Raw genomic sequence first — 13,656 nt, 5'->3', positions numbered from 1 at the left:
GAAAAAGACATGGAATTTCTCAACGCCTTTTCCCATCTCGATTGGCCGCTAGTGCTGCACCTGACCTGGCAGCACATCACCCTGGTTGGCATCGCGGTAACGCTGGCGATTCTGGTCGGCGTGCCGCTGGGCATCCTGATGACCCGCTTCCCGACATTGGCCGGCCCGTTGCAAGCCAGCGCCACGGTTTTGCTGACCGTGCCGTCGATTGCGCTATTCGGCCTGCTGTTGCCGTTCTATTCCAGGTTCGGCCAGGGCCTGGGCCCGATGCCGGCAATCACCGCCGTGTTTCTCTATTCGCTGCTGCCGATCATGCGTAACACCTACCTGGCGCTGACCGGCGTGGAACCCGGCATTCGCGAAGCTGCCCGCGGTATCGGCATGACCTTCGGCCAGCGCCTGCGCATGGTCGAACTGCCCATTGCCGTGCCGGTGATCCTCGCCGGTGTACGCACCGCCGTAGTGATGAACATCGGCGTGATGACCATCGCCGCCACCATCGGCGCCGGTGGCCTCGGTGTACTCATCCTCGCTTCCATCAGCCGCAGCGACATGTCGATGCTGATCGTCGGCGCGGTGCTGGTCAGTCTCCTGGCCATCTTCGCCGACCTGCTTCTGCAATGGCTGCAACGCACGCTGACTCCAAAAGGACTGCTCAAATGATCGAACTTCAAAACCTCAGCAAGACCTTCCAAAGCAACGGCAAAGATGTGAAAGCCGTGGACTCGGTGAGCCTGACCGTCAATGAAGGCGAGATCTGCGTGTTCCTCGGGCCATCGGGCTGCGGCAAGAGCACCACGCTGAAAATGATCAACCGGTTGATCAAACCGACTTCGGGCAAGATCCTGATCAACGGCGAAGACACCACCGACCTCGACGAAGTGACCCTGCGCCGCAACATCGGTTATGTGATCCAGCAGATCGGTCTGTTCCCGAACATGACCATCGAGGAAAACATCACCGTCGTTCCGCGCCTGCTCGGCTGGGACAAACAGAAATGCCACGACCGCGCCCGCGAGTTGATGAGCATGATCAAGCTTGAACCCAAGCAATACCTGACTCGCTACCCCCGTGAATTGTCCGGCGGCCAACAACAGCGGATCGGTGTGATTCGAGCACTGGCGGCGGATGCGCCGCTGTTGTTGATGGACGAACCGTTCGGCGCGGTCGACCCGATCAACCGCGAAATGATCCAGAACGAGTTCTTCGAGATGCAACGGGCGCTGAACAAGACCGTGATCATGGTCAGCCATGACATCGACGAAGCCATCAAGCTCGGTGACAAAATCGCGATTTTCCGCGCCGGCAAGCTGTTGCAGATCGACCACCCAGACACCTTGCTCGCGCATCCGGCGGACGATTTTGTCAGCAACTTCGTCGGCCAGGACAGCACGCTCAAACGCTTGCTGCTGGTGAAGGCTGAAGATGCGGCGGACAACGCGCCGTCGGTCAGCCCGGAAACCCCGGTGGCCGAAGCGCTGGAATTGATGGACGAACTGGACCGGCGCTACGTGGTGGTGACCTGCGCCGAGAACAAAGCCTTGGGCTATGTGCGTCGGCGCGACCTGCATCGCCAGACCGGCACCTGCGCGCAATACCGGCGCGAGTTCAACGCCACCGCAGCGTATGACGAACATTTGCGTATCCTGCTGTCGCGTATGTACGAGTTCAACCGCTCGTGGTTGCCGGTGATGGATGCCGAGCGGGTGTTTCTGGGGGAAGTGACTCAGGAATCGATTGCGGAATATTTGAGCTCCGGCAAGTCCCGTGGGGGCAAGACCAGCATTGTTTCGCCAGCGGAAACTGCGTTGACCTGACTTGTATGAGGCTCTAGTGCTTTTGTGGCGAGGGAGCTTGCTCCCGTCCGGCCGCGAAGCAGTCGTGAAGTCAGCCGATGCGATCCTTCTGAAGAACCGCATTGCCTGATTTTGGGGGCGCTACGCGCCCCAGCGGGAGCAAGCTCCCTCGCCACAAAAGCCAAGCAAGCTCCCTTCTAAAATCCTTGTCTTGGGAACATCACACTGTCACGCAGGTCGGTTACATCAGTAGCTGTCAGGGACCGCACGACGGAAGCGTGCAAAAACGCGACATTTTTTGTTGATCTCAAGCCCCTCACGCCCTAAAGTTCGCGCCGAACGTCCATGCTGGAAACGATCCATCCGGCTCAAGTACTGACGACGAGACAGCAAGGCCAAGGGAAGCACCGCCTCCCATGGCCTTTTTGCTTTCGGCGACATGCCTTGGGAAGTAGGCGAACCAAAGTGGGGATACGGAGGGCGTTCATTTGCACCCATTGATAATTTCAGTTTGCCAGTAGGAGTTCCCAGCATGTCGATCAACGTCGAAGACTATTTCGCGCGCGAAACCTTCCAGAAAATGAAGGCCTTCGCCGACAAACAAGAAACCCCGTTCGTGGTGATCGACACCGCGATGATCGCCCAGGCCTATGACGACCTGCGTGCCGGTTTCGAATTCGCCAAGGTCTACTACGCGGTCAAGGCCAACCCGGCCGTGGAAATCATCGACCTGCTCAAAGAGAAAGGCTCGAGCTTCGACATCGCCTCGATCTATGAGCTGGACAAAGTGCTGAGCCGTGGCGTCAGCGCCGACCAGATCAGCTACGGCAACACCATCAAGAAATCCAAAGACATTCGCTACTTCTACGACAAGGGCGTGCGCCTGTACGCCACCGACTCCGAAGCCGACCTGCGCAACATCGCCAAGGCCGCTCCGGGCTCGAAAGTCTACGTGCGTATCCTGACTGAAGGCTCGACCACTGCCGACTGGCCTTTGTCGCGCAAATTCGGCTGCCAGACCGACATGGCCATGGACCTGCTGATCCTGGCTCGTGACCTGGGCCTGGTGCCATACGGCATCTCGTTCCACGTCGGTTCGCAGCAGCGCGACATCAGCGTCTGGGACGCGGCAATCGCCAAGGTCAAAGTGATCTTCGAACGCCTGAAAGAAGAAGACGGCATCCACCTGAAGCTGATCAACATGGGTGGCGGCTTCCCGGCCAACTACATCACCCGCACCAACAGCCTGGAAACCTACGCTGAAGAAATCATCCGCTTCCTGAAGGAAGACTTCGGCGACGACCTGCCGGAAATCATCCTGGAGCCGGGCCGTTCGCTGATCGCCAACGCCGGCATTCTGGTCAGCGAAGTGGTGCTGGTGGCGCGTAAATCCCGTACCGCTGTAGAGCGTTGGGTGTACACGGATGTGGGCAAGTTCTCCGGCCTGATCGAAACCATGGACGAAGCCATCAAGTTCCCGATCTGGACCGAGAAGAAAGGCGAGATGGAAGAAGTGGTCATCGCCGGCCCGACCTGCGACAGCGCCGACATCATGTACGAAAACTACAAGTACGGTTTGCCGCTGAACCTGGCCATTGGTGATCGTTTGTACTGGCTGTCGACCGGTGCGTACACCACCAGCTACAGCGCCGTCGAGTTCAATGGCTTCCCGCCGCTGAAATCGTTCTACGTGTAAGCACTGCACGCAGAAATCAAAAAGCCCATGACGTGTCATGGGCTTTTTTGTGCCTGCGCTGATCGCTCCCACACGGGGGCGTGGGAACGATCTATCCTGGCGTCAGCTCCCGAGCACGCTGTTGATACTCAGTAGCCAGCCCATGAATTCTTGGATCGGTCGACATCAATAGCGCCTTGCTCGCCACCCGCAAGAAATTCAAATTCCCGCCGTCCAAGGCCTTGCGTAACCAGCCCAACGCCTCGTCGACCTTGCCTTCATCCGCCAACACCGCCGCATAACTGAACTGACCGCGAAAATCCCCTCCTTCAGCCGAGCGTCGATACCAGTCACGGGCAGCATGCGGATCTGCCGGGCAATCGTGCCCCTCTTCCAGGTATCGCCCCAGCAGGTTCATCGACTTTGCGTGGCCCAATTCAGCGGCATGCCAATAGAGATTCAGCGCTTGCGCCTGATCCTCGACCACCCCGCGCCCGGTAGCCAGCAGATTGGCGTAGTTGTACATCGCCCAATCCAGTCCAGCCTCGGCGGCGAGGCGATAATGCTCCGCGGCGCTCATGGCGTTGGCGGTGCACCCCCAGCCATGTTCATGGCAACGGCCGATCATGTTGCGCGCCATCAAGTGCCCGCGCTGAGCCGCAATCTCGAACCAGCGCAGCGCCAGCGGCTGATCCCGCTCGATACCCCGCCCGTCCAGCAAAATCTGTCCCAGCAAGGCCTGGGCATCCAGCACACCTTCACGGGCGGCGATCAGAATCGCCTGGGCTGCGCGCGCCGGGCTTTCCTCCAGCATGGCCTTGAGGCGATCACCGTCGAGGACTTCCTCGCGGCGCAATTGATAACTCATACCTCGACCCAGCGACGCAACAGGTTGTGGTAAGTACCGGTCAGGCGGATCAATGAAGGATGGTCGGGCATGTCCTGGGTCAGTTGCTGAATCGCCCCGTCCATCTCGAACAGCAAAGCGCGCTGGTTGTCTTCACGCACCAGGCTTTGCGTCCAGAAAAACGATGCGTAGCGGGTTCCACGCGTGACGGCGTTGACCTTGTGCAGGCTGGTGCCGGGATACAGGACCATATCGCCGGCCGGCAATTTCACGCGCTGAGTGCCGAAGGTGTCCTGGATTTCCAGTTCGCCACCGTCGTAATCCTCCGGGTCACTGAAGAACAGCGTCGCCGACAGGTCGGTGCGCACCCGCTCGATGCTGCCCTTGGGCTGACGCACGGCATTGTCGATATGGAAGTCGAAACTGCCACCGGCCGTGTAACAGTTCAACAACGGAGGGAAGACCTTGTGCGGTAATGCCGCTGACATGAACTGCGGATTTTTCCACAGCCGTTCGAGCATCGCCGCACCGATTTCCTTGGTCAACGGATGTCCTTCAGGCAATTGCAGATTGTGCTTGGCCTTCGCCGACTGATAACCGGCGGTAATTTTGCCATCGGCCCAATCCGCCTGCGCCAGGGCCTCGCGAATGCGCTGCACTTCTTCTTTCGCGAACACGCCGGGAATGTGCAACAACATGGAAAGACACCTGAAAGCAAAGGGACGCTAATGGTATTGATTCTTATTACTTATGTAAAACCCAAGAGACGAATGAAACCGCAAAAACCGTAAAGGCAAATTGTAAAGAATGTAAATTAATCGCAAATAGCAACATTTCGCAATTGATACAGATACGTATTTACTCTACATTCCGCGACCTCAAATCCTTGGGGAGGGGAATTCACATGTCACGCCAACAACCACAATCAACGGTCAGTTCACCGCGTTTGCTCGCGTCTGCAATTGGCGTGGCGATCACCGCCGGCTCTGCGGGCCACATGGTTTTCGCGGCCGAGAAGACCGACGAAAAAGCACCCGGCAATGCCATATCCCTGGACGCCACCAGCGTTGTAGGCGAGCAGGATGACACCTCCTACAAGACCGATACCTCGGCCTCCAAGAAGTACACCGCGCCACTGCGCGAGACGCCGAAAAGCGTCACCGTGATCCCGCAACAAGTGATTCGCGACACCGGCGCCACCAGCCTGGTCGACGCCCTGCGCACCACCCCGGGTATCACCTTTGGTGCCGGCGAGGGCGGCAACCCGGCCGGTGATCGTCCGATCATTCGTGGATTCAACGCCGAAAGCGATGTGTTCATCGACGGCATGCGCGACGTGGCGTCCCAGAGCCGCGAGATCTTCAACGTTGAATCGATCGAAGTCAGCAAGGGCCCGGGATCAGCCTTCACCGGCGCCGGATCCACCGGTGGCAGCCTGAACCTGGTGAGCAAAACAGCCAAGCTGGGCAATGCCTACAACGGCGGCTTCACCTGGGGCTCGGACCAGACCAAGCGCACCACCCTCGACCTGAACCAGCAAATGACCGACACCTCGGCGTTCCGGCTGAACCTGATGAAGCACGAAGCCAACGTCGCCGGGCGTGATGCCGTGGACGTCAGTCGCTGGGGCGTGGCACCGTCCTTCGCCTTCGGCCTGGGCACCGACACCCGCTTGACCGTCGGCTACTACCACGTCGAAACCGACGACATGCCCGACTACGGCATCCCGTTGACCCTGAGCCCCAACCGCAGCAAGTACAACGTCGACAAGCCGGCCAACGTCAACCGCGACAACTTCTACGGCCTCACCGGCCGCGACTATCGCCAGACCAGCAACGACAGCGGCACGATCAAGCTCGAGCACGATCTGAACGATAGCCTGACCGTGTCGAACAGCTTTCGCATGTCCCGTTCAACCCTGGACTACATCGTCACCAACCCTGACGACAGCAAGGGCAACGTGGCCAACGGCAGTGTCTACCGTGGCGCGAAGAGCCGTAACTCGACGTCCAGCGGCTGGATCAACCAGACCGACCTGAGTGCCAAATTCAACACCGGCGCCATCGAGCACAGCCTGGTGACCGGTCTGGAGTTTTCCTATCAGGACACCCACAACCGCCCGTACCTCCTGACCTCCGGCGCCAGCGGTACCCAGTGCAACCGTGCCCTGTTCAACTCCGGCGACTGCACCAGCCTGTACAACCCGACGCCTGGGGATAACTGGAACGGCACGATCACCGACAGCAACGCCTTCACCGACACCGACACCAAGACCGCCGCGGCCTACGTGTTCGACACCCTGAAGTTCAACGAGCAATGGTCCCTGAACCTGGGCCTGCGTTATGACAACTACCAAGTCGAATCCAGCGGTTTCGCCAACGCCAGCAGCACGGCTCCAGCGGGCAGTTTCTCCCGTCAGAACACCAGCGACCTGGTGAACTACCAGATCGGCGTGGTCTACAACCCGCTGCCAAACGGCAGCCTCTATGCCGCCTACTCGACGTCCAGCAACCCGGCCGGCGAAACCAGCGGCAACGGTGGCCTGGAACTGGCGGCGAACAACAGCAGTCTGGACCCGGAAAAGAACCGCAACTACGAGATTGGCACCAAGTGGGACTTCTTCGGTGACGACCTGTCGCTGACCGCCGCACTGTTCCGCACCGAGAAAACCAACGCGCGTATCAACGATCCGGACGGCGGCACCACCCAAGTGCTGGACGGCGAACAGCAGGTCAATGGCCTGGAACTGACCTACACCGGCAAGCTGACCCGTAACTGGCGAGTCTTCGGCGGCTACACCTACATGGACAGCGAAGTGGTCAAAACCACCCTCGCCGCCGATGAAGGCAACCACATGCCAAGCACCCCACGGAACAACTTCACGTTCTGGTCGACCTACGACCTGGTGCCGGACAAGTTGACCGTCGGTGCCGGTGCGACCTTCGTCGATTCCCAGTTCGGCAACGTCGCCAACTCGGTGGAGATTCCGTCCTATTGGCGTTACGACGCGATGGCCAGCTACCGCCTGACCAAGAACGTCGACCTGCAACTCAACGTACAAAACCTGACCGACAAGCGTTACTTCGACCAGGTATTCCAGACGCACTACGCCCACGTGGCGGCGGGCCGCACTGCCCTGCTGAGTGCCAACTTCCACTTCTGATAACAGAAGCGTGAAGACCAAAGCGCTCAGGCAAAAGCCCCGTTCATCAAAGTGAACGGGGCTTTTGCGTGTAAAAAAGAATGCTTCTCGACAACTCACGGCATAATGCGCGCCGTGATGATGACTTTTGAACGAACAAGGCGAGCGACGTGTTGAAGAAATCCCTGTTCCAGTTGCACTGGTTTTTCGGCATCAGCGCCGGACTGGTCCTGGCCCTGATGGGCATTACCGGGGCGGCAGTATCGTTTCAGGATGAAATCCTGCGAACGCTGAACCCCTCCGTGCTGCACGTCGAGAAGCAGATCGCCGGCGTGCTGCCACCGGCCGAACTGGTGGAGAAAATCGAAAGCGCTTCGGGCAAGATCGTTTCGATGCTCTGGGTCGAGACCGACAGCGGCAATGCTGCGCGGGTGATCTTCACGGCGCCGCCCGGCGAACGTCGCGGGCAGATGCGTTATTTCGACCCGTACACCGCCGAGTTCATGGGCGACGTCACCGGCCAGGACTTCTTCGGCCTGATGCTGCAGTTGCACCGCTTCCTCGCCATGGGTGATACCGGCCGGCAGATCACCGGCGCCTGCACGCTGATTCTGGTGTTCTTCTGCCTGTCCGGCCTGTACCTGCGCTGGCCGCGCCAGTGGAAAAGCTGGCGCGCCTGGCTGACGCTGGACTGGAAGAAAAAGGGTCGCAGCTTCAATTGGGACCTGCACTCGGTGGCCGGTACCTGGTGCCTGGTGTTCTACCTTTTGGCGGCACTGACCGGGTTGTCCTGGTCGTACGAGTGGTACAACAAAGGTCTGACCAGGCTGCTGTCCGACTCGCCGCAAAACGAGCGGGTTCGCAGTGGTCGCGGCCCTGCACCAAGCGGCCCGGCCCCCACCGCCGATTACGCCGCGATGTGGAGCAGCATCTACAGCGCCGCCGGCCCTGGTCTTTCGTCCTACAACGTTCGGATGCCGCCAGTGGCCGGGCAACCGGCAACCGTGTTCTACCTGCTGAAGGATTCACCCCACGACCAGGCACGGAACCAGATCACCCTCGATCCGGTGACCGGCGCCGTCAGCCGTCATGACCGCTACAGCGACAAGAGCCTCAAGGCGCAGTTGCTGACCAGTATTTATGCACTGCACGTCGGCAGTTATTTCGGGCTGGTCGGGCGGATCATCCTGACCATCACCGCGCTGAGCATGCCGCTGTTTTTCGTCACGGGCTGGTTGCTGTACCTGGACCGCCGACGCAAGAAACGTCAGATCAAGGATGCCCGTAAAGGCCTTGAGCAACCGGGTAGCGACGCACCGGCATGGCTGATCGGCTTCGCCAGCCAGAGCGGGTTTGCCGAGCAGCTCGCCTGGCAGACTGCCGGGCAATTGCAGGCCGCCGGATTACCGGTGAAAGTTCAACCGTTGGCCGATGTCAGCGAACAGGACCTGCGAGATTCCAGCAACGCGCTGTTTGTGGTCAGCACCTTCGGCGACGGCGAAGCGCCGGACAGCGCCCGCGGTTTCGAACGTAAAGTGCTGGGGCGTGCACCGAGTCTTAAACGCCTGAACTATGCCGTTCTCGGCCTCGGTGACCGCCAGTATCAACACTTCTGCGGCTTCGCCCGTCGCTTGCACACCTGGCTGGGCGAGCACGGCGGCAAGACCTTGTTCGCCCCGGTTGAAGTCGACGGTGGCGACCCTTACGCCCTGCGTCACTGGCAACAGCAACTCGGTCTGCTGACGGGTCAGGCACCGGTCGACACCTGGCAAGCGCCCAGCTACGACAACTGGACCCTGACCCGCCGCGAATTGATGAACCCGGACAGCAGTGGAGCTCCCGTGTACTTGCTCGGCCTTACCGCTCCCAGCACCAGCAGTTGGCTGGCCGGTGATCTGGTGGAAGTGCTGCCGCGCAATGGTGCGTGGGCCATCGAGCATTTCCTCGAAGGCCTGGGAATTGACGGTCGAGCCACGGTTGAACTCGATGGCCTGTCGCAGTCTCTGGAGCAAGCCCTGGCCAGCCGCCAACTGCCCGAGAACCGCGCTCATCTGGTCGGCCTGCACGCGCAAGCGCTGGTGAATGCGTTGGTGCCACTGGCCCTGCGCGAATACTCCATCGCCTCGATCGCCGCCGACGGCGCGCTGGAATTGATCGTGCGTCAGGAGCGGCACCCAGACGGCAGCCTGGGCATCGGCTCCGGCTGGTTGACCGAACACGTGCCTGTGGGCAGCCACGTCAACCTGCGGGTGCGGCGCAACAGTGGTTTCCATATGCCGAACGAACCGGTGCCGATGATCCTGCTGGGCAACGGCACCGGGTTGGCCGGGTTGCGCAGCTTGCTCAAGGCACGGATCGCCGACGGGCAGCAGCGTCACTGGTTGCTGTTTGGCGAGCGTCATCGCGAGCACGATTTTCTGTGCCGTGCCGAGCTGGAAGAGTGGTTGATCAACGGTGATCTGGCGCGTCTGGACCTGGCGTTTTCCCGCGATCAGGCCGAGAAAATCTATGTGCAGGATCGCCTGCGCGAGTCTGCCGGCGAGCTGAAGAAATGGCTGGCCGATGGCGCCGTGATTTACATCTGCGGCAGTTTGCAGGGGATGGCGTCAGGGGTGGACCAAGTGCTTAACGACGTGCTGGGTGCGGATGAAGTCGAGCGCCTGATCGAACAGGGCCGCTACCGCCGCGACGTTTACTGACACCGTTGATGATTGTTCCCACGCAAAGCGTGGGAACAATCATGCTGCCCTCAAACCGGCTGCAACTTACGCTCGAACACCCCCACCCCATCCAGATCCCGCAGCACGACACTCAACTCCCCCGACTGCCCATCGATGTTCACCTCGCCAAAAAACTGAAACCCGGCAAACGGCGAGGTGTTCTGCGCCGCGGGAGCCTTCTGGAACACCACCTCGGGGCCGAAGGTTTTATCCAGCGCATTCGGCCCGAAGCTCCCCGCATTCAGTGGCCCCGCGACAAATTCCCAGAACGGTTCGAAGTCCTGGAACGCCGCGCGATCAGGATGGTAATGGTGCGCCGCGCAATAATGCACATCCGCCGTCAGCCAAACGAAATTGCGCACCTGCTGCGCCCGCAGAAAGCTCAGTAACTCAGCGATCTCCAGCTCACGGCCTTGAGCCGGGCCCGGATCACCGTTGGCCACCGCCTCCCAACGCGCCACACCGGGGCTGACTTCGCCGTCCGGGACGCCGAGGCCGATAGGCATGTCGGCGGCGATGACTTTCCATTGAGCCTGGGAGCCTTTCAATTCACGTTTGAGCCAATCCAATTGCTCTCGACCGAGGAACGGTTTGGCGGCACCAAGGTTGTCGTCATTGGCACCCCGGTAGCTGCGCATGTCGAGCACGAACACATCGAGCATCGGCCCATAACTCAGCTTGCGATAAATCCGCCCGCCACCGTCGGCGCTCTGCAAACGCATCGGCGCATATTCCAGCCAGGCCTGCCGTGCGCGGCCCACCAGGCTGTGGATATCTTTGCTCTTGTAGCGATCATCCAGTTGCTTGCCCGGCGACCAGTTGTTCACCACTTCGTGGTCGTCCCACTGCCAGATCTGCGGCACTTCGGCGTTGAAACGACGGACGTTTTCGTCCATCAGGTTGTAGCGGTAATTGCCGCGATACTCGTCGAGGGTTTCGGCGACTTTGCTCTTGGCTTCGCTGGTGACGTTGCGCCACACCCGGCCGCTTTCGGTGGTCAGTTGCGCCGGCACCGGGCCATCAGCGTAGATGGTGTCGCCGCTGTGGATAAAAAAATCCGGCAGGCGCAGACGCATGGCTTCGTAGATGCGCATACCGCCGATGTCCGGGTTGATGCCGAAGCCTTGGCCAACCGTGTCGCCACTCCAGACGAAACGAATATTCCGCCGAGCGCTGGGCACACTGCGCAGATGGCCGAACCACGGTTCGCTGGCGACACCGCTCTGGGCGTCTTCGAACGTCACGCGGTAGAAAATTGCCTGATCGGCAGGCAGGCCGGTGAGTTCGACCCGAGCGGTGAAATCGGTGCCGGCATCGGCCAATGGCGAGACGAATCGACGAGGGTTGCTGAACAGGCTGCGCGTGTCCCATTCCACCACCATCCGCGCCGCGCGATCGCTACGGCTCCAGATCATCGCCCGGTCGCCCAACAGGTCGCCGGACTGCACACCATCGGTGAGTTGCGGCCGATCCTTGACCGATGCAATCACCGCCGGCGCCAGCCCGGGCAGCAACAGCCCGGCTCCGACAGCTTGTATGACACGACGGCGGCCGAGGTCGAATTCGCTCATGGTGCTCTCCCTGAAAAAGGAAAACTAAAGCATGACCGCATGAATCAGGTATGACACAAAAAAGATCGCACCCTCCAGCAGCTCCAGGCTCGATGTACGCCGCCATATCGCGGTCGAACACTGTTCTGGCCGGGAGCTGCCAAAGGCTGCGATCTTTGGCTGTTAAGCGTTAGCCGGCTCCAGCGCCAGTTCCACTGTTTCCGGTCGCTTGAGCACCGAATACACCACCGCCGTCAGCAGACTCCCGGCCACGATCGCCAGCAGATACAACAGCGCATGGTTGATCGCATTCGGAATCAGCATCACAAACAATCCACCGTGCGGCGCCATGAGTTTGCAGCCGAAGTACATCGACAACGCGCCGGTCAGCGCACCGCCGGCGATGCTCGCCGGAATCACCCGCAGCGGGTCTTTGGCCGCGAACGGAATCGCCCCTTCGGAGATAAAGCACAGCCCCAGCACCAGCGCCGCTTTACCGGCCTCGCGTTCCGTCTGGGCGAACTTGCGCCGGGCAATCAACGTGGCGATGCCCAGGCCAATCGGCGGCACCATGCCGGCGGCCATGGTCGCGGCCATCGGTGCATAACTCTGCGATGCCAGCAGCCCCACCGAAAACGCGTAAGCCGCCTTGTTGATCGGCCCACCAAGGTCGACGCACATCATGCCGCCCAGCAGCACACCGAGCAGAATTGCGTTGGTGGTGCCCATGCTGTCGAGGAAATGGGTAAGCCCCGCAAGCATCCCGGCCACCGGTTTGCCAACCACGTAGATCATCACCAGACCGGTAAACAGGCTCGCCAGCAACGGAATGATCAGGATCGGCTTCAGCGCCTCAAGACTTTGCGGCAAGCGCGCATAACGGTTGATCGCCTGGGCCGCATAGCCGGCGATAAAACCAGCAATGATCCCGCCGATGAAACCGGCACCGAGCGTGCTCGCCAGCAAACCACCGATCATCCCCGGCGCCAGGCCCGGACGGTCAGCGATCGAGTAGGCGATATAACCCGCCAGCAGCGGCACCATCAGTTTGAACGCGCTCTCGCCGCCGATCTGCATCAGCGCCGCCGCGAGCGTGCCTTGCTCCTTGAACGCGGTGATGCCGAACACGAAGGACAAGGCAATCATCAGACCGCCCGCCACCACCATCGGCAACATGTACGAGACACCGGTCAGCAGGTGTTTGTAGATACCGGTCTTCTCTTGTTTGGCCGGGCCTTTGGCGCCGGTCGCAGCGCTTTCCTGCTTGCCTTCGGCCAGGGCTTTGTTCAGCGTCGCTTCGGCCTGTTTCAGGGCGATGCCTGTGCCGCAGCGGTAGATTTTCTTGCCGGCGAAACGCTCGGTGGCAACTTCGATGTCTGCCGCCAGCAGCACCACGTCGGCATTGGCAATCGCCTCTGCACTAAGCGGATTGCGTGCGCCGACCGAGCCCTGGGTTTCCACTTGCAGGTCGTAACCCAGACGCTTGGCCGCTTGCTGCAAGGCTTCGGCGGCCATGAAGGTGTGGGCGACACCGGTCGGGCACGCGGTGACGGCCACCAGGCGTGGCGCCTGTTTAGCAACCGCGGCAGGTTCAGCGGTGGCTGCGGGCGCGACGTAAACCTCGGCTTCCTCTACCCCACGGCGCAGCACCGCTTCGACATCTTGCAGAGCCTGGGCCGGGGTGCTCTGGAACACCCGTTTGCCGATAAACCGTGACATATCCACCGGTGCGCTGGTGACCAGCAACACCCACTCGGCGGCCTCGATGATCGCCGCCGACAATTGACGTTCCGGATGGGCTGCATCCACGACTTCGACACTGGTGCTCCAGCCCTGACGCTGGGCCGCTGCATCGAGCAGACGAGCACACAGCACACTGGTGACCATGCCGTTCGGGCAGGCCGTAACAATGGCTAATTTCATTGC

9 protein-coding genes are annotated in these 13,656 nt (G+C 60.6%); 5 read left to right on the top strand and 4 right to left on the bottom strand.

The features are described 5' to 3' along the window. The first annotated feature begins 9 nt into the window (after positions 1-9). From AC07VO_RS20695 to AC07VO_RS20685, 3 genes are all read left to right on the top strand, one after another. Entirely contained in the window at positions 10-663 is a 654-nt protein-coding gene (locus tag AC07VO_RS20695; protein WP_018929509.1) for an ABC transporter permease, read from the top strand. Next, positions 660-1,817 carry an osmoprotectant ABC transporter ATP-binding protein OsmV gene (locus tag AC07VO_RS20690; RefSeq protein ID WP_086945998.1) on the top strand — a complete coding sequence of 386 codons (1,158 nt, stop codon included), beginning with the start codon at positions 660-662 and terminating at the stop codon, positions 1,815-1,817. The genes AC07VO_RS20695 and AC07VO_RS20690 overlap by 4 nt, the downstream gene beginning before the upstream one ends. 511 nt (positions 1,818-2,328) lie before the next feature. Beyond that, positions 2,329-3,492, top strand: a complete 1,164-nt coding sequence (locus AC07VO_RS20685; RefSeq protein WP_018929507.1) for a type III PLP-dependent enzyme — start codon at positions 2,329-2,331, stop codon at positions 3,490-3,492. Between the two features lie 91 nt (positions 3,493-3,583). On the opposite strand, the gene AC07VO_RS20680 is transcribed toward AC07VO_RS20685, so the two are convergent. Both AC07VO_RS20680 and AC07VO_RS20675 read right to left on the bottom strand, forming a co-directional pair. Beyond that, positions 3,584-4,339 carry a tetratricopeptide repeat protein gene (locus AC07VO_RS20680; protein WP_086945997.1) on the bottom strand — a complete coding sequence of 252 codons (756 nt, stop codon included), beginning with the start codon at positions 4,337-4,339 and terminating at the stop codon, positions 3,584-3,586. Further along, the gene (locus AC07VO_RS20675) at positions 4,336-5,016 is read right to left on the bottom strand and encodes a Fe2+-dependent dioxygenase (protein ID WP_018929505.1); all 681 of its coding nucleotides are present in this window, start codon (positions 5,014-5,016) and stop codon (positions 4,336-4,338) included. The genes AC07VO_RS20680 and AC07VO_RS20675 overlap by 4 nt, the downstream gene beginning before the upstream one ends. Positions 5,017-5,222: 206 nt before the next feature. Here AC07VO_RS20675 and AC07VO_RS20670 point away from each other — a divergent pair, with 206 nt between their 5' ends. Together AC07VO_RS20670 and AC07VO_RS20665 are read left to right on the top strand one after the other, a co-directional pair. Beyond that, positions 5,223-7,481: a TonB-dependent receptor gene (locus AC07VO_RS20670; protein WP_086945995.1), complete on the top strand. Its 2,259-nt coding sequence runs from the start codon at positions 5,223-5,225 to the stop codon at positions 7,479-7,481. Positions 7,482-7,630: 149 nt separating this feature from the next. Beyond that, positions 7,631-10,159: a PepSY domain-containing protein gene (locus AC07VO_RS20665; protein WP_086945994.1), complete on the top strand. Its 2,529-nt coding sequence runs from the start codon at positions 7,631-7,633 to the stop codon at positions 10,157-10,159. A gap of 50 nt (positions 10,160-10,209) precedes the next feature. Here the strand turns inward: AC07VO_RS20665 and AC07VO_RS20660 are convergent, their stop codons facing one another. Together AC07VO_RS20660 and AC07VO_RS20655 are read right to left on the bottom strand one after the other, a co-directional pair. Beyond that, on the bottom strand, positions 10,210-11,751 hold the full coding sequence (locus tag AC07VO_RS20660) for an alkaline phosphatase D family protein (RefSeq protein ID WP_064616147.1): 1,542 nt from the start codon (positions 11,749-11,751) through the stop codon (positions 10,210-10,212). A 162-nt stretch (positions 11,752-11,913) separates the two neighbouring features. Beyond that, positions 11,914-13,653, bottom strand: a complete 1,740-nt coding sequence (locus tag AC07VO_RS20655) for a PTS fructose-like transporter subunit IIB (RefSeq protein ID WP_018929501.1) — start codon at positions 13,651-13,653, stop codon at positions 11,914-11,916. Between the last annotated feature and the right edge of the window lie 3 nt (positions 13,654-13,656).

Source organism: Pseudomonas sp. GW821-FHT03E01 (assembly GCF_059420765.1).
Note: the sequence above shows the minus strand (reverse complement) of the source record. Positions and strands in the feature narration are given on the sequence as shown.

Bases quoted from the DNA above. Each gene is read 5' to 3' on its own strand.
- AC07VO_RS20695 (WP_018929509.1), top strand. From the start codon at position 10: ATGGAATTTCTCAACGCCTTTTCCCATCTCGATTGGCCGCTAGTGCTG.
- AC07VO_RS20690 (WP_086945998.1), top strand. From the start codon at position 660: ATGATCGAACTTCAAAACCTCAGCAAGACCTTCCAAAGCAACGGCAAA.
- AC07VO_RS20685 (WP_018929507.1), top strand. From the start codon at position 2,329: ATGTCGATCAACGTCGAAGACTATTTCGCGCGCGAAACCTTCCAGAAA.
- AC07VO_RS20680 (WP_086945997.1), bottom strand. From the start codon at position 4,339: ATGAGTTATCAATTGCGCCGCGAGGAAGTCCTCGACGGTGATCGCCTC.
- AC07VO_RS20675 (WP_018929505.1), bottom strand. From the start codon at position 5,016: ATGTTGTTGCACATTCCCGGCGTGTTCGCGAAAGAAGAAGTGCAGCGC.
- AC07VO_RS20670 (WP_086945995.1), top strand. From the start codon at position 5,223: ATGTCACGCCAACAACCACAATCAACGGTCAGTTCACCGCGTTTGCTC.
- AC07VO_RS20660 (WP_064616147.1), bottom strand. From the start codon at position 11,751: ATGAGCGAATTCGACCTCGGCCGCCGTCGTGTCATACAAGCTGTCGGA.
- AC07VO_RS20655 (WP_018929501.1), bottom strand. From the start codon at position 13,653: ATGAAATTAGCCATTGTTACGGCCTGCCCGAACGGCATGGTCACCAGT.